The organism is Streptomyces sp. NPDC090798 (genome assembly GCF_044768965.1).
Lineage (GTDB): Bacteria > Actinomycetota > Actinomycetes > Streptomycetales > Streptomycetaceae > Streptomyces.
Genome location: NZ_JBIVXA010000005.1, coordinates 130,195 through 148,044, shown reverse-complemented (window position 1 = coordinate 148,044; position 17,850 = coordinate 130,195). Strand labels below are relative to the sequence as shown.

Here is a 17,850-nt window from a genome sequence, read left to right as displayed (position 1 = left end):
TGGCCGCCGACGCCCGATTCCCCCCGGGACGTGCCTGCCCGCGGCCGTCGAACGGCTGGGCGGGTGCCGACAGGTATAGTCCACTTCCCGCCAGCGGAGCAAGATCGAAAGCGGGTTTGCCCGCGGGTCTTTTCCGAGTTGAGACCTCGCGGAAATATGGGGCGTCCGCGACTTCCCCGGGGGAAGATCGACAGGGCGTCAATCTCCCACCATGGGAGTAATGCGCAGCTCGTCGCACGGTATTACCTCGAGCGCCACATCCAACACCCTTGACACCACTGACAACTTGACTCCCTACTGGTCCTTGCGCAGCAAATCTGACAACGTTGTCCAGGGCCAGGGAGGGTGCTTGCGCATGCAGGACAGAGCTCGGTACAGACGGAGTTCTTCGGCTCGGCTCAGATGGAGTTCGTCGACGATAATGGGGGTGGTAGCGCTTTCTCTGGTAGTTGCCTCGCAGGGCACCGCGATTGCCCTTCCGGCCCAAACGGCGTCCACCGATCGCGAGTTCGCCTCCTCGTTCGAATCAGGCGATCCGGCACCGACCTGGCTCAACACGGTGGACACCGGAGCAGACGGGGCAAAGCGCGCGTCGGGTGTCGACGGCGGCTACAGCACCGGAATTCCCGGCAATGTCACCGACCACGTCACGGACGTCGGCGCGAGCGGCGAGAACACCGGTGCGGGCGAGGTGAAGGAGAACCTCGTCGACGGTGAGTCGAGCACCAAGTGGCTGACCTTCGAGCCGACCGGCTGGGCGGAGTTCGACTTCGACGCCCCGGTCAAGGTGGTCACGTACGCGCTGACGTCGGCCAACGACCACGACGAGCGTGACCCCCGGGACTGGACCCTCCAGGGCTCCACGGACGGCAAGGACTGGAAGACCCTCGACACCCGTTCCGGCGAGTCCTTCGGCGAACGGTTCCAGACGAAGTCGTACGACATCGCGAGCCCCGTCGAGTACCAGCACTTCCGGCTCGACGTCACCAAGAACAACGGCGGCGACATCCTCCAGCTCGCCGACGTCCAGTTCTCGACGGGCCAGAGCGACGACCCGACGCCCAAGGACATGCTCTCGCTGGTGGACCGGGGCCCGAGCGGCTCCCCCACCGCGAAGGCCGGCGCGGGCTTCACGGGCAAGCGGGCCCTGCGCTACGCCGGTACGCACAAGGCGGACGGCCGGGCGTACTCGTACAACAAGGTCTTCGACGTGAACGTGGGCGTCGGGCGCGACACCGAGCTGTCGTACCGGATCTTCCCGTCGATGGCGGACGGCGACCGGGACTACGACGCCACGAACGTGTCGGTGGACCTGGCGTTCACGGACGGCACCTATCTGAGTGACCTGAACGCGGTCGACCAGCACGGGTTCGCGCTGACGCCGCAGGGGCAGGGCGCGGCCAAGGTGCTGTACGTCAACCAGTGGAACAACGTCGCCTCGCGGATCGGTTCGGTCGCGGCCGGGAAGACCGTCGACCGGATACTCCTCGCGTACGACTCCCCCAAGGGCCCGGCGAAGTTCCGCGGCTGGCTGGACGACGTGGCACTGAAGACCGTGGCTCCCGAGAAGCCCAAGGCGCATCTGGCCGACTACGCGCTGACGACCCGCGGCACCAACTCCAGCGGGGGCTTCTCGCGCGGCAACAACTTCCCGGCGACGGCCCTCCCCCACGGCTTCAACTTCTGGACGCCGGTGACCAACGCGGGCTCATTGAGCTGGCTGTACGACTACGCGCGCGCGAACAACGCGGACAACCTGCCGACCATCGAGGCGTTCAGCGCGAGCCACGAGCCGAGCCCCTGGATGGGTGACCGGCAGACCTTCCAGGTGATGCCCTCGGCCGCCTCGGGCACCCCGGACACCGGCCGCACCGCCCGCGCGCTCGCGTTCCGGCACGAGAACGAGACCGCGCGCCCGTACTACTACGGGGTGACCTTCGAGAACGGTCTCAAGGCGGAGATGGCGCCCACCGACCATGCCGCGGCCCTGCGCTTCACCTATCCGGGTGAGGACGCGAGCGTGCTCTTCGACAACGTGACCGAGCAGGCGGGTCTCACGCTGGACAAGGACAACGGGATCGTCACCGGGTTCTCGGACGTGAAGTCCGGGCTGTCGACGGGTGCGACCCGGCTCTTCGTCTACGGGGTGTTCGACGCGCCGGTGACGGACGGCGGCTCGTCCGGCGTCAAGGGGTACCTGAAGTTCAAGCCCGGCGCCGACCACACCGTCACCCTGCGCCTGGCGACCTCCCTCATCAGCATCGACCAGGCCAAGGACAACCTGCGCCAGGAGATCCCCGACGGCACGTCGTTCGGGACGGTCAAGGAGCGGGCGCGCAAGACGTGGGACAAGCTGTTCGGCAAGGTCGAGGTCGAGGGCGCCACGCCGGACCAGCTGACCACGCTGTACTCCAGCATGTACCGGCTGTACCTGTACCCCAACTCCGGCTTCGAGAAGGTCGGTTCGAAGTACCAGTACGCCTCGCCGTTCTCCGCGATGCCCGGTCCTGACACCCCCACCCACACCGGCGCGAAGATCGTCGACGGCAAGGTGTACGTCAACAACGGCTTCTGGGACACCTATCGGACGACCTGGCCGGCGTACTCCTTCCTGACACCCTCTCAGGCGGGCGAGATGGTCGACGGGTTCGTTCAGCAGTACAAGGACGGTGGCTGGACCTCACGCTGGTCCTCCCCCGGGTACGCCGACCTGATGACCGGCACCTCCTCGGACGTGGCGTTCGCGGACGCGTACGTCAAGGGTGTGAACTTCGACGCGGAGGCGGCGTACGACGCCGCCCTCAAGAACGCGACCGTCGTCCCGCCGGCCTCCGGCGTGGGCCGCAAGGGCATGTCGACGTCCCCCTTCCTCGGCTACACCAGCACCGACACCGGCGAGGGCCTGTCGTGGGCCATGGAGGGATACGTCAACGACTACGGCATCGCCGAGATGGGCCAGGCCCTCTACAAGAAGACCGGCAAGAAGCGCTACAAGGAGGAGTCCGCGTACTTCCTCAACCGGGCCCAGGACTATGTGAACCTCTTCGACTCGAAGGCCGGGTTCTTCCAGGGCCGCGACGCGAAGGGCGACTGGCGCCTCGACTCCTCGAAGTACGACCCGCGTGTGTGGGGCTACGACTACACCGAGACGAACGGCTGGGGGTACGCCTTCACCGCGCCGCAGGACTCGCGGGGCCTCGCCAACCTGTACGGCGGCCGGAGCGGGCTGGCGCAGAAGCTCGACGCGTACTTCGCCACCCCCGAGACGGCCTCGCCGGACTTCGTGGGCTCCTACGGCGGGGTCATCCACGAGATGACCGAGGCGCGCGACGTACGGATGGGCATGTACGGGCACTCCAACCAGGTGGCCCACCACGTGAACTACATGTACGACGCGGCGGGTCAGCCCTGGAAGACGCAGAAGAACGTCCGCGAGGTCCTCTCCCGCCTCTACACCGGCAGCGAGATCGGACAGGGCTACCACGGCGACGAGGACAACGGCGAGCAGTCCGCCTGGTACCTGTTCTCCTCGCTCGGCTTCTACCCTCTGGTGATGGGCAGCGGCGAATACGCCATCGGCTCCCCGCTGTTCACCAAGGCGACCGTGCACCTGGAGAACGGCGAGGACCTGGTCGTCAAGGCGCCGAAGAACAGCGCGAAGAACGTGTACGTGCAGGGCGTGAGGTTCAACGGCAAGCGCTGGACGTCGACTTCACTTCCCCACTCGCTCATCTCCCGTGGTGGCGTGCTGGAGTTCGACATGGGTTCCAAGCCGTCGTCGTGGGGCACGGGCAAGGACGCGGCGCCCGTGTCGATCACCGAGGACGACAAGGTGCCCACGCCCCGCGCGGACGTGCTCAAGGGTGACGGCGCGCTCTTCGACAACACCTCGGCGACGGACGCCACGGTGACCTCGGTCGACCTGCCGACGTCCGCCGCGGCCAAGGGGGTTCAGTACACCCTGACCTCGTCCTCGGACCACACCAAGGCTCCGGGCGGCTGGGTCCTGCAGGGCTCCTCCGACGGCACCACGTGGACCGACCTCGACAAGCGCTCCGGCGAGTCCTTCACCTGGGACAAGCAGACCCGGGTGTTCTCGGTCGCGCATCCGGGCTCGTACGCGCACTACCGCCTGGTCCTCGACAACGAGGCGACGCTCGCGGAGGTGGAACTGCTGGGCTGACACCCTCACCTGAGCGGGGCGGGCGCGGAGGTCACTCTCCGCGCCCGCCCTGCTGTGCGGCCGGGGCTCGGCCGGCCTCGGGCAGCGTGTGGAACTCACTCGGGTCGCCTGCGAGGGAAGCCTTGACGCCGGCGCTCCACTCGTCGGCCAGGACCTCGAAACGGCCTGCCTCGACACCGTCGAGGGCGGCACGGACGACGTCAGCGGGGTCGGTCTTCTCGCCGTCGTAGTGCGCCATCATGTCGGTGTCCGCGGACTCCAGGTGCAGGCCGGTGACCTGGGTCCCCTGGCCGTACAGTTCGAGGCGGACGGCGTTGGTCAGACTCCAGTCGGCGGCCTTCGCGGCGCCGCGGCTGAGACCGACGCCGGGTCGGTGATGTCCAGCCGCAGCACCTCCACACCGGGGAGGTCGACGGCCTCGCCCGGACCCGGGACAAGCTCGACGGCATCATCACCCTGGCCGACGCGTCCGCCCGTGCGGGCCGGCCCTGCCTCCGCTGACGAGCGACAGGACCGGCCCTCCTGCGAAGGTCTCAGCTCACCGCGAGGGTGAACACGTGCAGGTCGGCGTCGTCCGGCAGCTTCACGCTCCTGACGGTCTTGCCGGACGGGGCCTGGAAGGGCTTGGTGGCGAAGACGTACGTCGCCACCGGGTCCTTGTCGGCGCCCGCGACATTGCGGTACGCGGTCCTGGCGACGATCTCGTTGCCGTACTGGACGGTGCCGCCTCCGCCGCCGACGGTCCAGTCGGTGAAGGAGAGGTCGACGGAGTCCGTGCTGCCGTCGGTGTAGGTGACGGTCGCGTGGGTCTGCTGGTTGCCGTTGACCGCGCTGCCGATGAAGGACAACCGGTCGGCAGGGTGGGCGAGTTCGATGGTCTGGGCGGTCGCCGAGGCGTTGTCGGGACGGCCGGCGGGCGAGTCGGGCCAGGTGTAGGTGAGGCCGTCCACGGTGCCCTGGGCGCCGGGGGTCAGGCCTCCGGCGGCGAGGGCCTGACGGGAGTAGCTCCAGCCGCCGCCGTCGTAGTCGGCCTCGTCGTGGTCGCCGGTGTCGTCGGAGACGCCGGTGTTGTTGTAGGCGGCCAGGAGGGAGCCGGGCGCCGCGACGGTCAGGGCGACCGGCTGCTCGTACGAGGTGGCGGCCGACGTCACGGTGACCTTGACGTCGTAGAAGCCCTGCTGTGCGGTGTCACCGGCGGACAGGGTGATCTGCTGGGAGCCGTCGGTCACGGTGCCCTCGGCGGGGGTCGCGGTCACACCGGCCGGGGTGTCCACCTTGAAGCGGACCTCGGGGCCGGTGCCGCCGCTCAGCGCGAGGGCACGGATGTCGAGCTTCGTGCTGCCGCCGGGTGCGAGCGTCGCCGTGGTCGGGCCGACACCGATCTGGTACGGCTGCTCGCCCTCGCGGAAGGACGGCGGGGCCGCCGCCGGGTCACTGCCCCAGGCGCGGTTCGGGGTACCGGAGAGGGTGTAGTCGAGCGTGCCGCCGTCGCGGACGAAGGAGGCGGGCAGCCAAGGGCGGTCGCTGGTGCGGCCGTTGACCTTCAGTGACTGCACGTACGGGGCGTCGGCGGCGGCGCCGTTCGCCCGGATCTCGATGTCGTTGCCGTCGGGCCGGTTGATCTCCACCCGTGTGAACAGCGGCGAGGCGAGGACGAGTTCGGCGCGGGAGGGAACCTGCGGATACATGCCGAGCGCGGAGAAGACGTACCAGGACGACATCTCCCCGAGGTCGTCGTTCCCGGGGATGCCACCCGGCTGGGTGGACCACAGTCCGTTCATCGCGGCGCGGACGGTCTCCTGCGTCTTGTAGGGCGCGCCCGCGTAGGCGTACAGGTAGGGCACGTTGATCGACGGCTCGTTGTCCAGCTCCGACTTGTCGCCGCCACTGCCCGAGAAGGCCCAGCTGCCGTCGGCGTTGTGGAAGAAGGTGTCGAGGCGGTCGAGTGCCTTGTCCCGGCCGCCCATCGCGGCGAAGAGCCCGGCCGGGTTGTGCTGCACCATCCAGGTGTACTGGGCGGCCGTACCCTCCACGAATCCGTTGCCGGTCGCCGGGGTGAAGCCGGTGACCCAGCTGCCGTCCGCCTTCCGGTTGGCGACGTAGCCACCGCTCGGGTCGGCGGCGATGTTGAAGTTGTTCTGCCACCACTGGGAGCGCTGGGCGAAGTCGGCGGCCGTCTGCTTCTTGCCCGCCGCCGTGGCGAGTTGGGAGAGCGCGAAGTCCGCGCCGGACATCTCGAGGGTCTCGGCGGCGCCGCCCCAGGCGTTGGACACGGACGGCATGTAGTGCTGCTTGAGGTACTTGTCCAGCGACGGCCGCTGCCCGACGGACAGGACCGGCTTGCCCGAGGAGGAGAGGTCACCCTCGGTCGGTACCGTCGCCGCCTTGACCAGCGAGTCCAGCGCGCCGCGCAGGTCGAAGTCGGTGCCCCCGAAGGCCCGGATGCCGGCGAGCGCGGTCGGGGACGGGTCGCCGTTCATGACATGGGTGCCGCTCGCGCCGTGCAGCCAGCGGTCCCAGACGCCGCCGTTCTGCCGGGCTAGTTCGAGCAGCGACTGCGCGATGTCGGAGCCGGTGTCCGGGCTGAGCAGGGTCAGCAGCTGGACCTGGGAGCGGTAGACGTCCCAGCCGGAGAAGGTGCCGTACTGGGCCCGGTGACCGCGGCTGACGACATGGACCTTGTCGTCGGAGCCCCGGTATCTGCGGTCGGCGTCACTGATGACGTTCGGGTGCAGGAGGGCGTGGTAGAGGGCGGTGTAGAAGGTGGTGCGGTCGGTGTCGCTGCCGCCGCCGACCCTGATCGCGCCGAGCTGGTCGCGCCAGGCCCGGTGGGCGGCGTCCTGGACCGAGGCGAAGGAGCGGGACGGCGGGTTCTCGGCCGCGAGGTTGGCGGCGGCCCCCGCCTGGCTGACGTACGAGATGCCGACCTTGACGTTCACGGGGTCGGCGCCGGGCTCGAACTCCACGTAGCCGCCCGCGCCCTTGCCCGCGACGGGACGGCCACCGCTCGCGAAACCACCGGTGCCGCCGCTCGCCTCCGTGGACCCGGGGCTCAGCCTGTCGTCCTGCCAGGTGCCGGTCGACTTGAAGTCGCGGTCGAAGCGGGCGGTGAAGTAGAGCGTGTAGTAGGCGCGTTGGCCCTCGGGGTCGAGGTAGCCGCAGAAGTTCCCGGAGGTGACGGAGCCGGAGACCGTACGGGTCGCCGGGTCGATCTTCAGGGTCGAATCCGTCGACCCGACCTCGGAGCCGGAGCTGCGGACCAGCAGTGAGGCGGGCTTGTCGGCGGGGAAGGTGAAGCGGCCCGAGCCGGTGCGCGCGGTCGCGGTGAGGTCGGCGGTGACGCCGGAGGCGAGGCCGACCTTGTAGTGGCCGGGCTCGGCGGTCTCGTCGGTGTGCGCGAAGTCGGCCGCGTACACCGCGTCCTTGGTGTCGCTCGCCGGGGAGGACGTGACCTCACCGGCGTACGGGAAGAAGGGGATGTCACCACTGCCGCCCGCGCAGCCCGTGCCGGACATGTGGGTGAGGCTGAAGCCCCTGATGCGGGTGGCGTCGTACTGGTAACCGCCGGGCGCGGCCGTACGGGTCGCGTCGCCGCGGGTGTTCTCGGGGCTCCAGGAGAGCATGCCGAAGGGCACGACGGCGCCGGGGAAGACGTTGCCGCCGTTCTTGGTGCCGATGAGCGGGTCGACGTAGGTGGTGGGGTCCTGGACGACGCGGCCCTGGGGGCGTGCCTGAACATCCCCAGGGCGGCCCGGGTCCGGTGGTGCGGCGGTGGCGGCTGCCGCGGGGGTGACGGCGGGGGTGATCCCGGCGGCCGCCAGGACGACGGCGAGCAGGACGGATGACGGACGGAAACGCATGACGCGGCCCCTCCTCCTTCGGACGGGTCGCGCACCACAGGTCGCACAAGCCGCAGGGACAGTAACGTGCGCCACGGGTACCACGGAAGACCGCGTGCCGCCCCGCTGACGCGCTCGGCGCACACCCCTATGGCGCAACGCGCCCCCCACTGGCCTCTCAACTCGCTTGACATCGTTGTCGGTTGAGGCGGTAGAGTCATGTACAGACCATCCGACAACGTTGTCGCACGCCTCGGTCGTCACAAGCCACGCACCATCCCGGGCAGCACCCCCCCTCGCCCGCCCGGGCTCGCGGACCGGGTGAGTTCCACACCACCCACCCGGTCCGCCCAGAGCCGGTCGGCCGACCTGACAGGGAAGGGCGGTCGCGGGATCACCGCCGGAGCCCGAGACGACGTGGCCGAAGATCGTGTCAACCATTCGGTTGACCGTCAGGGCGGGCGCGCAGGGCGCCGGGAAGCAGGTCGCTGCGGCTCAGGCCGACGCGGGTGCGGGAGCGGGTACCGGAGCGGACGCCGGGTCCGGGGTCCTGGCGCCTTCGGCCGGGGGCAGTTCGAGCGTGAACTCCGTACGGCCCGGGGCGCTTTCCACGCGGATGCGACCGCCGTGGGCGACGGTGACCGCCTCGACGATGGCGAGTCCGAGGCCGGAGCCGCCCTCCGCGGGGCCGCCGCGGGCGCGCGAGACATCGCCGCGTGTGAAGCGTTCGAAGACCGACGGGAGCAGTTGCTGCGGGATGCCGGGACCGTCGTCGCGGACGCGGATCACGCAGGCCGCTTCCGTGGCCTCCACCGAGGCGACCACGGTCGTGCCAACGGGTGTGTGCACACGGGCGTTGGCCAACAGGTTGGCCACCACCTGCCGCAGCCGTGCCTCGTCGCCGACGACCAGGGCCGGGGTGTCCAGCAGCAGCGCCAGCTGCCAGTTGTGGGTGTCCCCGGCGGCCCGCGCGTCCCACACCGCCTCGGCGACCAGTGCCGCGAGATCCACCTCGGCCGCGTGCAGCGGCCGGCCCTCGTCCAGCCGCGCGAGCAGCAGCAGGTCCTCGACGAGGCCGGTCATCCGGGCCGACTCGGCGGAGACCCGGCGCCAGGCCAGGGTCGGTTCGATCCGCTCGGAGCCACGGTTCATCAGTTCCGCGTACCCGGAGATGGACGCGAGAGGCGTACGCAGTTCATGGCTGGCGTCGGCGAGGAAGCGGCGCATGCGCTCCTCGCTGCGGCGCGTCTCCTCCTCGCCGCGCCGGCGTTCGGCGAGCGAGGACTCCACGTGGTCGATCATGCGGTTGAGGGCGGCACCGACCTGGCCGGCCTCGCTGGCGGGGTCCGTGTCGCGTTCGGGGACGCGGGTCAGGGCGGTGACCTCGCCGTGCCCCAGCGGGGAGCGGGAGACCTCGACGGCGGCGGCGACGACCCGTCCCAGGGGGCGCAGTTGGCGCCGTATGACGACCGCGCAGACGCAGCCCGCGGCGGTGAGGCCGACGGCGGTCACCACGCCCTCGACCGCGACCAGCCGACCGATCATGTCCTGTACGTCACCCATGGGGAGCCCGGTGAGCACGGGGACGCCGTCGCCGCCGAGGGCGGTCACACGGTAGCTGCCGAGACCCGGGACGGTACGGGTGTGCAGGGAGCCGTCGGTGGTGATGCCGTCGAGGGCGGCGCGCTGGACGGCGGTGAGGGTCTGCCGGCCGCCGTCGTGGGTGACGACCGCGGCGGCGAGGATGTCCCCGTCCTCGTCGGACCGGGCGGCGAGCGTGCCGACGGCCTGTCCCCGTTCGTTGAGGAACCCCAGGTCCGTGTCGTCGCCGCTGCGGCGCTGGAGGCCGTCCTGGCCGCGCTCGGCGGCGTCGGTGACGCGCTGGTCCAAGTTGCCGAGCAGGTAGGAGCGTTGGGCGAAGACGGTGGTGAGGGCCATCGCGGCGCAGACGGCGACGATGGTGGCGCCGATGAAGAGCAGCAGCCGCGTGCGCAGCGAACACCCGGCCCGCGCCGTGCGTCGGGAGCGTGCGGGGAGCCGGGTCCGTCGCAGGCTCATCTCCCGTCCTCCACGGGGCGGATCGCGTACCCCACCCCGCGCACGGTGTGGATCAGATCGAACTCCAGGACGTCCTCCTCCGGTGAGAAGGGCTTGGTCACGTGGTCGTCGGCGCCCGCGGACAGGCCGTCGACGCGGTGCTCCGGCGCGTCGCGCGCCGTCAGCATGAGGACGGGCAGTCTCGGATTCTCGTAGCGCAGCCGGCGCAGCACCTGGATTTGGTCGAGGTCGGGCAGCATCCCGTCGAGCACGACCGCGTGCGGGGCGCAGCTCCGGGCGGCGCGCGGCGCGCTGTGCCCGTCGGCGACCGGGCAGGGCCCCCGGCCCGCCTCGGTGACGGCCACGGACAGCGGTTCGGTGGGTGCGGGTTCGTCGTCGACGATCAGCACGCGAACACGGTCGCCGGGGGTCCGCTCGCCACGGAGGCGGTCCCCACGGATCCGCTCGCCACGGAGGCGGTCCCCACGGATCCGCTCGCCACGGAGGCGGTCCCCGAGGGCGTATTCGCCACTGTCCCGTCCGACACGGGAGCGCTCGCCACGGAGGCGGTCCCCGCGAACGTACTCGCCACCGTCACGCTCGCGGGCGCCGCGAGCGCGCTCGGGGCGGGCGCCGTCACCGAGGGCACGCTCGCCGGGGACGGGCTCGCCGGAGACGCGTGTGGCGCGGAGACGTTCGCTTCGGGTGCCAGACATATGACGATCCTGTCCCCGTTCGCTGGGAGAACCCTGTGCTCCGACTTTGCCGCAGCCGTGCGAAGGGCCCGCGCGGGAGGACCCGGCGGTCCTCAACCCCCGTGACCGAAGGGGCATTGACACGCCCCGGCCACAGGAATCCCTTGAGCCCCGCATGCGAAGGGCCGCACCCCTCCGAAGACTTGAGCCCCGCATGCGAAGGGCCGCACCCCTCCGAAGAGGAGTGCGGCCCGGCCGCCGTACCGGATCGCCTACTTGCGGATCAGGTTGCGCAGCACGTACTGCATGATGCCGCCGTTGCGGTAGTAGTCCGCCTCGCCGGGGGTGTCGATGCGGACGACCGCGTCGAACTCGACGCCGGTGTCGGTGGTGACCTTCACCGTGCGCGGGGTGGTGCCGTTGTTGAGCTCCTCGACGCCGGTGAAGGAGAAGGTCTCCTCGCCGGTGAGGCCGAGAGTCTCGGCGGTGGCGCCCTCCGGGAACTGGAGCGGCAGGACGCCCATGCCGATGAGGTTCGAGCGGTGGATGCGCTCGTACGACTCGGCGATGACGGCCTTGACACCGAGGAGCGCGGTGCCCTTGGCGGCCCAGTCGCGGGACGAGCCGGAGCCGTACTCCTTGCCGGCCAGGATGACCAGCGGGGTGCCCTGCTCGATGTAGTTGCGCGAGGCGTCGTAGATGAACGCGACGGGCGCGCCCTCGACGGTGAAGTCGCGGGTGTAGCCGCCCTCGGTGCCCGGCGCGATCTGGTTGCGCAGGCGGATGTTGGCGAACGTGCCGCGGATCATGACCTCGTGGTTGCCTCGGCGCGAGCCGTAGGAGTTGAAGTCACGACGCTCCACACCGTGCTCGGTGAGGTACTTGCCGGCCGGGGTGTCGGCCTTGATGGCGCCGGCCGGGGAGATGTGGTCGGTGGTGACGGAGTCGCCCAGCTTGGCGAGCACACGGGCACCGGCGATGTCGGTGACCGGGGACGGCTCGTGCGCCATGCCCTCGAAGTACGGGGGCTTGCGGACGTAGGTGGACTGCGGGTCCCACTCGAAGGTGTTGCCGGTCGGGATCGGCAGCGCCTGCCACTGGGCGTCACCCGCGAAGACGTCCTGGTAGGACTTGTTGAACATGTCCTCGCCGATGGCGTTCGCCACGACGTCGTTGACCTCGGCCTCGGAGGGCCAGATGTCGGCCAGGTAGACCGGCTTGCCGTCCTGGTCGATGCCCAGCGCGTCCTTGGTGATGTCCACCTTCATGGAACCCGCGAGGGCGTACGCGACGACCAGCGGCGGGGAGGCCAGGTAGTTCATCTTGACGTCGGGGTTGATGCGGCCCTCGAAGTTCCGGTTGCCGGAGAGGACCGAGGTGACGGCGAGGTCGTGGTCGTTGACGGCCTTGGAGACCTCCTCCGGCAGCGGGCCGGAGTTGCCGATGCAGGTGGTGCAGCCGTAGCCGACGAGGTTGAAGCCGACCTTGTCGAGGTAGGGGGTGAGCCCCGCCTTGTCGAAGTAGTCGGTGACGACCTTGGAGCCCGGGGCGAGGGTGGTCTTGACCCACGGCTTGCGGGTCAGGCCCTTCTCGACCGCCTTCTTGGCCACCAGCGCGGCGGCGACCATGACGTACGGGTTCGAGGTGTTGGTGCAGGAGGTGATGGCCGCGACCGTCACCGCACCGTGGTCGATCTCGTAGGTCGAGCCGTCGGGGGCGGTGACCGTGGTCGGACGGGTCGGTACGCCGTTGGCGGTGGCCGGGGAGTCGGAGGCCGGGAAGGACTCCTTGCCCGCCTCGTCGTCCTCGTCGACGTAGTTGCGCACGTCCTGCGCGAACTGCTGCGCGGCGTTGGCCAGGACGATCCGGTCCTGCGGGCGCTTCGGGCCGGCGATCGACGGGACGACCGTCGAGAGGTCCAGCTCCAGCTTCTCGGAGAAGTCGGGCTCGGCGGCCGGGTCGAGCCAGAGGCCCTGCTCCTTGGCGTACGCCTCGACGAGCGCGAGCTGCTGCTCGCTGCGGCCGGTCAGCTTGAGGTACTTGATCGTTTCTGCGTCGATCGGGAAGATCGCGGCCGTCGAGCCGAACTCCGGCGACATGTTGCCGATGGTGGCGCGGTTGGCCAGCGAGGTGGCGGCGACGCCCTCGCCGTAGAACTCGACGAACTTGCCGACGACGCCGTGCTTGCGCAGCATCTCGGTGATCGTGAGCACGAGGTCGGTGGCGGTGGTGCCCGGGGTGAGCTCACCGGTCAGCTTGAAGCCGACGACGCGCGGGATGAGCATGGAGACCGGCTGGCCGAGCATCGCGGCCTCGGCCTCGATGCCGCCGACGCCCCAGCCGAGCACACCGAGGCCGTTGACCATGGTGGTGTGCGAGTCGGTGCCGACGAGCGTGTCGGGGTACGCCTGGCCGTTGCGGACCATGACCGTGCGCGCCAGGTGCTCGATGTTCACCTGGTGGACGATGCCGGTGCCCGGCGGGACGACCTTGAACTCGTCGAAGGCGGTCTGGCCCCAGCGCAGGAACTGGTAGCGCTCCTTGTTGCGGCCGTACTCCAGCTCGACGTTCTGCGCGAACGCGTCGTTCGTGCCGAACTTGTCGGCGATGACGGAGTGGTCGATGACCAGCTCGGCCGGGGCCAGCGGGTTGATCTTCGCCGGGTCGCCGCCGAGCTCCTTGACGGCCTCACGCATGGTGGCGAGGTCGACGACACAGGGCACGCCGGTGAAGTCCTGCATGATCACGCGGGCGGGCGTGAACTGGATCTCCTGGCTGGGCTGCGCCTGGGAGTCCCAGTTGCCGATGGACCGGATGTGGTCGGCGGTGATGTTCGCGCCGTCCTCGGTGCGGAGCAGGTTCTCCAGCAGCACCTTCAGGCTGTACGGAAGGCGAGCCGAGCCTTCCACCTTGTCCAGCCGGAAGATCTCGTACGACTCGTCGCCCACCTGCAGCGTGCTGCGGGCGTCGAAGCTGTTCGCCGACACGACAGTCTCCTTCATTGATGTGCGCGTTCCCACCGCATCCTGCCGCCACGACGTCCTGGCCGATCCGCTAAGGTAAGGCTAAGTTAGGTAGCCCTTACCGCCAGATCCGATGACGGCGTGCGGCGCCGGTGCGCCTCGGCAGATATCTCGATGTCGAGATAACTCTAGTACATGGGCGCCCACTGGTCATGCCCGGCATGCTGTCGGCCTGCCGTCGGCCCCTTCGCCGCGCCCGTGAGGTGCGCCTTCCTGGCACTGCCAGTACCAGGCACGGACGGGCGGACCGGTGCACAGTGGGGAGATGGCGAGTACGGAGTTCGGGCGGAGGGTCCGGCGCTGGCGGGAGCGGGTCTCCCCCGAGGCGGCCGGGCTCCCCGTCGGTGGACACCGCCGCGCGGCCGGACTGCGCCGCGAGGAGCTGGCGCTGCTGGCCGGGATCTCGGTCGACTACGTCACCCGCCTCGAACAGGGCCGGGCGAGCAACCCCTCGGAGCAGATCGTCGAGGCGCTCGGCCGGGCGCTGCGGCTGTCCGGCGCCGAGCGCGAACACCTCTTCCATCTCGCCGGGCTGGTCCCGCCGGGACGCGGCACGGTGCCCGCCCACATCACTCCCGGCGTGCACCGGATGCTGGACCGGCTGACCGGAACGCCCGTCGCGGTCTTCGACGCGGCGTGGAACCTGCTGCTGGCCAACCCGCTATACGCGGCCCTGATGGGTGACCCGTCCGGGTGGCGCGGCAACGAGCGCAACGCGGTGTGGCGCAACCTCGTGGGCCCGGGCACCCACGTCCGCCACACCCCCGAGGCCCGGCGCGAGTTCGAGACCACCGTCGTCGCCGACCTGCGCGCGACCGCGCGCAGGTATCCGGCGGACCAGCGGCTGCGGCGCCTGGTCGAGGAGTTGCGCGCGAACAGCGACCGGTTCGCCGAGCTGTGGGAGTCCGAGGCCGTGGGCCACCACGAAACCTCGCGCAAGACCGTAGACCATCCACAGCTGGGTCCCCTGACCCTCGACTGCGACGTGCTCAGCGTCGCGGGCAGCGACCTGCGCATCATGGTCTACACGGCGGAGCCGGGGACGCGGGACGCCGATCAGGTCGCCCTCCTCGGGGTCATCGGCACCCAGACGCTCGTGGAGCGCGGGGCGGCCGAACGAGGCTGAACGCGCCGGGAGTTCACAGGCAACCATCGCCCGCTTCGGGGTACTGGGAACGGGACGCGCCGCAGTCGGCGCCGCGAAACGACCGGAATGCCGTGAACTGCCCCAAGGGGGACCAGCCATGCCTCTCACGTTCCGCAAGAGCTTCCGCATCCTTCCCGGGGTGCGGCTGAACATCAACCGGCGCTCGTGGTCGATCACCACGGGCGGACGGCACGGGCCGCACCACACCCGCAGCAGCACCGGACGCCGCACCACGTCGATGGATCTGCCGGGCCCCTTCGGCTGGCGGCGCACGACGCGTCGGCGGGAGCGCTGACCGAGGTCGCCGAGCCGCCACGGCACCGCACCCGAACTCCCCTGTGGGTGCGGTGTGCCGTAGCCCACTACTCGGACGGGTGCGCTCCGTTTCTCTTTATCTCACATCAGATATACGGTCGCGCCATGGCAGACGACTACCTCGTACGCATCGGCAAGCTCATCCGTGACGCCCGGCAGCACCGAGGCTGGACACAGTCGCAGCTCGCCGAGGCGCTCGGCACAAGTCAGAGCGCCGTCAATCGCATCGAACGCGGCAACCAAAACATCAGCCTTGAGATGATCGCCCGAATCGGTGAAGCCCTGGACAGCGAAATCGTCTCCCTGGGCTACGCGGGTCCGATGCATCTGCGCGTGGTCGGCGGACGTCGTCTGTCCGGCTCGATCGATGTCAAGACCAGTAAGAACGCGTGTGTCGCGCTGCTGTGCGCGACGCTCCTGAACAAGGGACGCACGGTGCTGCGCCGGGTGGCCCGGATCGAAGAGGTCTACCGCCTTCTGGAGGTACTCGGTTCGATCGGCGTCCGCACCCGCTGGATCAACGACGGGGTCGACCTCGAGATCGTGCCCCCGAGTGAGCTGGACATGGAGGCGATCGACGCCGAGGCCGCCCGCCGGACGCGGTCCATCATCATGTTCCTCGGTCCGCTGCTGCACCGTATGGACACCTTCAGGCTGCCGTACGCGGGCGGTTGCGACCTCGGCACCAGGACCATCGAACCGCACATGATCGCGCTGCGGCGGTTCGGGCTCGACATCGCCGCCACCGAGGGGCTCTACCACGCCCAGGTCGACCGCGCCGTCTCCCCCGGCCGCCCCATCGTGCTGACCGAGCGCGGGGACACCGTCACCGAGAACGCGCTGCTCGCCGCCGCCCGCCACGACGGCGTGACCGTGATCCGCAACGCCTCCTCCAACTACATGGTCCAGGACCTGTGCTTCTTCCTGGAGGCACTCGGCGTACGGGTGGAGGGCATCGGCACGACCACGCTCACCGTGCACGGCGTGCCGAACATCGACGTGGACGTGGACTACTCGCCCTCCGAGGACCCGGTCGAGGCGATGAGCCTGCTCGCCGCCGCGGTGGTCACCGAGTCGGAGCTGACGGTGCGCCGGGTGCCGATCGAGTTCCTGGAGATCGAGCTCGCGGTACTGGAGGAGATGGGCCTCGACCACGACCGCACGCCGGAGTACTTCGCCGACAACGGCCGTACGCGGCTGGTGGACCTGACCGTACGGCCCTCCAAGCTGGAGGCGCCGATCGACAAGATCCACCCGATGCCGTTCCCGGGCCTGAACATCGACAACGTGCCGTTCTTCGCGGCCATCGCGGCCTCCGCGCAGGGCAAGACCCTCATCCACGACTGGGTCTACGACAACCGGGCCATCTACCTGACCGACCTCAACCGGCTCGGCGGCCGGCTGCAACTGCTCGACCCGCACCGCGTCCTGGTCGAGGGCCCGACCCGCTGGCGCGCCGCCGAGATGATGTGCCCGCCCGCACTGCGGCCCGCCGTGGTCGTGCTGCTGGCGATGATGGCGGCCGACGGCACGTCCGTGCTGCGCAACGTGTACGTCATCAACCGCGGCTACGAGGACCTGGCCGAGCGGCTCAACTCGATCGGGGCGCAGATCGAGACGTTCCGGGACATCTAAGTCTGCTGGAACGTGGACGGCTGGAACGTGGACGGTTCAGCCCTCCATGAGGGTGATGTCCTGCTGCCGCATCGCGTGGAACAGCGGCAGCGGCAGACCGCCCAGGGCGGGGCTCAGTTCCATCAGGGTGGCCTCGACATGGGCGGCGCCCGGTGCGAGGGTGCCGGGTGTGCGCTTCTCCGAGTTGGTCCAGCGGTGCTCCGCGCCGTCGCAGACCGCCGCGGTGCCGCCGATGCCGTGGCGGATGTGGGGGTCGCGCTGCGACACCGACGAGGAGACGAGCACCGGCCCCGTACCGCTCAGACAGCGGTAGGTGCCGGAGAGGGTGACGGTCCCGTCGGCGGCGAGGTGCCCGGTCGGGTCGACGGTGACCGTCTCGGACGGGGCCGACAGGGTGCCGACGGACACGGCGACGGCGGACGGGGCGAACAGCAGCAGGAGTGCGGCGCCGGTGGCCGCACCGATGACCTGGCGCAAGGGCATGAGGTACCTCCCGGAACGTGGGGGGCTCCACAGGTACCGGGCGCACGGGCCCAAGGCAGTGATCCTCACCCCTTTGGTGGCGAGTCCGGTACGCGGCGAGTCCGGTACGCGGCGGGTCCGGTCCGTCGTGGGTCGGGTCCGTGCGTCATGGGAACGTTCGAGAGTTGTCCGCGTGTTGTCACGCTTCTCGACCGGCGGTTCCGATGAGTTCGCCACGGGAGCATGGTCTTACGTATGCGAGGCGGCCACAGTGCCGTCGACACTCATCGCATCCGACGTGGAGGTGCGTCATGTGTTCCCACCAAACTCTGTGCCCGTCCGCGGACTCCAACGCTCCGCACATCGTGTCGGCCCACCCCGAGCAGGGCTGGAGCCTGCTGTGCAACGGCGCGATCGTCTTCGACGACAGCGGTGAACTGCTCCCCGACGGCAGCGTGGTCGCTCCGCACCGGGTGTTCGCCGAGCGGCTGGCCGTCGCCGCCTAGGGCGGGGT

Annotated in this window: 10 protein-coding genes and 1 pseudogene; 5 read left to right on the top strand and 6 right to left on the bottom strand. The window is 70.0% G+C overall.

Features of this window, described 5'->3' with window-relative positions; translation table 11 throughout:
- The first annotated feature begins 421 nt into the window (after positions 1 to 421).
- The gene (locus tag ACIQTP_RS13170; RefSeq protein WP_403399304.1) at positions 422 to 4,183 is read left to right on the top strand and encodes a GH92 family glycosyl hydrolase; all 3,762 of its coding nucleotides are present in this window, start codon (positions 422 to 424) and stop codon (positions 4,181 to 4,183) included.
- Positions 4,184 to 4,214: 31 nt separating this feature from the next.
- On the opposite strand, the gene ACIQTP_RS13165 is transcribed toward ACIQTP_RS13170, so the two are convergent.
- The 5 genes and pseudogenes from ACIQTP_RS13165 to acnA all read right to left on the bottom strand — a co-directional run bounded on the left by ACIQTP_RS13165 (position 4,215) and on the right by acnA (position 13,741).
- Positions 4,215 to 4,424, bottom strand: coding sequence for a hypothetical protein (locus ACIQTP_RS13165; RefSeq protein ID WP_403399302.1), 210 nt, complete (start codon positions 4,422 to 4,424; stop codon positions 4,215 to 4,217).
- Positions 4,425 to 4,716: 292 nt separating this feature from the next.
- Positions 4,717 to 8,043 carry a GH92 family glycosyl hydrolase gene (locus ACIQTP_RS13160; protein WP_403399300.1) on the bottom strand — a complete coding sequence of 1,109 codons (3,327 nt, stop codon included), beginning with the start codon at positions 8,041 to 8,043 and terminating at the stop codon, positions 4,717 to 4,719.
- 474 nt (positions 8,044 to 8,517) lie between these two features.
- The gene (locus ACIQTP_RS13155) at positions 8,518 to 10,080 is read right to left on the bottom strand and encodes an ATP-binding protein (RefSeq protein ID WP_403399298.1); all 1,563 of its coding nucleotides are present in this window, start codon (positions 10,078 to 10,080) and stop codon (positions 8,518 to 8,520) included.
- A gap of 65 nt (positions 10,081 to 10,145) precedes the next feature.
- Positions 10,146 to 10,469, bottom strand: a pseudogene (locus tag ACIQTP_RS13150) (response regulator); the annotation flags it as partial.
- A gap of 557 nt (positions 10,470 to 11,026) precedes the next feature.
- Positions 11,027 to 13,741: an aconitate hydratase AcnA gene (gene acnA, locus ACIQTP_RS13145; protein WP_403399296.1), complete on the bottom strand. Its 2,715-nt coding sequence runs from the start codon at positions 13,739 to 13,741 to the stop codon at positions 11,027 to 11,029.
- A 301-nt stretch (positions 13,742 to 14,042) separates the two neighbouring features.
- Between acnA and ACIQTP_RS13140 the strand changes: the two genes are divergently transcribed.
- The 3 genes from ACIQTP_RS13140 to ACIQTP_RS13130 all read left to right on the top strand — a co-directional run bounded on the left by ACIQTP_RS13140 (position 14,043) and on the right by ACIQTP_RS13130 (position 16,874).
- Complete coding sequence (locus ACIQTP_RS13140; protein ID WP_403399295.1) at positions 14,043 to 14,903, top strand: helix-turn-helix transcriptional regulator; 861 nt, start codon at positions 14,043 to 14,045, stop codon at positions 14,901 to 14,903.
- 118 nt (positions 14,904 to 15,021) lie between these two features.
- A complete protein-coding gene (locus ACIQTP_RS13135; RefSeq protein ID WP_355307679.1) occupies positions 15,022 to 15,219 on the top strand; it encodes a DUF4236 domain-containing protein in 198 nt (65 codons plus the stop codon).
- 125 nt (positions 15,220 to 15,344) lie between these two features.
- On the top strand, positions 15,345 to 16,874 hold the full coding sequence (locus ACIQTP_RS13130) for a UDP-N-acetylglucosamine 1-carboxyvinyltransferase (RefSeq protein WP_101401238.1): 1,530 nt from the start codon (positions 15,345 to 15,347) through the stop codon (positions 16,872 to 16,874).
- Positions 16,875 to 16,910: 36 nt separating this feature from the next.
- On the opposite strand, the gene ACIQTP_RS13125 is transcribed toward ACIQTP_RS13130, so the two are convergent.
- Positions 16,911 to 17,357: a DUF6299 family protein gene (locus tag ACIQTP_RS13125; protein WP_403399291.1), complete on the bottom strand. Its 447-nt coding sequence runs from the start codon at positions 17,355 to 17,357 to the stop codon at positions 16,911 to 16,913.
- 290 nt (positions 17,358 to 17,647) lie between these two features.
- Between ACIQTP_RS13125 and ACIQTP_RS13120 the strand changes: the two genes are divergently transcribed.
- On the top strand, positions 17,648 to 17,842 hold the full coding sequence (locus ACIQTP_RS13120) for a DUF5999 family protein (protein ID WP_095852133.1): 195 nt from the start codon (positions 17,648 to 17,650) through the stop codon (positions 17,840 to 17,842).
- The last annotated feature ends 8 nt before the right edge of the window (positions 17,843 to 17,850 follow it).

What these genes read in the sequence shown, in the direction of transcription:
- ACIQTP_RS13120 (WP_095852133.1), top strand. Translation starts at nt 17,648, where the DNA reads ATGTGTTCCCACCAAACTCTGTGCCCGTCCGCGGACTCCAACGCTCCG.
- ACIQTP_RS13130 (WP_101401238.1), top strand. Translation starts at nt 15,345, where the DNA reads ATGGCAGACGACTACCTCGTACGCATCGGCAAGCTCATCCGTGACGCC.
- ACIQTP_RS13140 (WP_403399295.1), top strand. Translation starts at nt 14,043, where the DNA reads ATGGCGAGTACGGAGTTCGGGCGGAGGGTCCGGCGCTGGCGGGAGCGG.
- ACIQTP_RS13170 (WP_403399304.1), top strand. Translation starts at nt 422, where the DNA reads ATGGGGGTGGTAGCGCTTTCTCTGGTAGTTGCCTCGCAGGGCACCGCG.
- ACIQTP_RS13165 (WP_403399302.1), bottom strand. Translation starts at nt 4,424, where the DNA reads ATGATGGCGCACTACGACGGCGAGAAGACCGACCCCGCTGACGTCGTC.
- ACIQTP_RS13135 (WP_355307679.1), top strand. Translation starts at nt 15,022, where the DNA reads ATGCCTCTCACGTTCCGCAAGAGCTTCCGCATCCTTCCCGGGGTGCGG.
- ACIQTP_RS13155 (WP_403399298.1), bottom strand. Translation starts at nt 10,080, where the DNA reads ATGAGCCTGCGACGGACCCGGCTCCCCGCACGCTCCCGACGCACGGCG.
- ACIQTP_RS13160 (WP_403399300.1), bottom strand. Translation starts at nt 8,043, where the DNA reads ATGCGTTTCCGTCCGTCATCCGTCCTGCTCGCCGTCGTCCTGGCGGCC.
- ACIQTP_RS13125 (WP_403399291.1), bottom strand. Translation starts at nt 17,357, where the DNA reads ATGCCCTTGCGCCAGGTCATCGGTGCGGCCACCGGCGCCGCACTCCTG.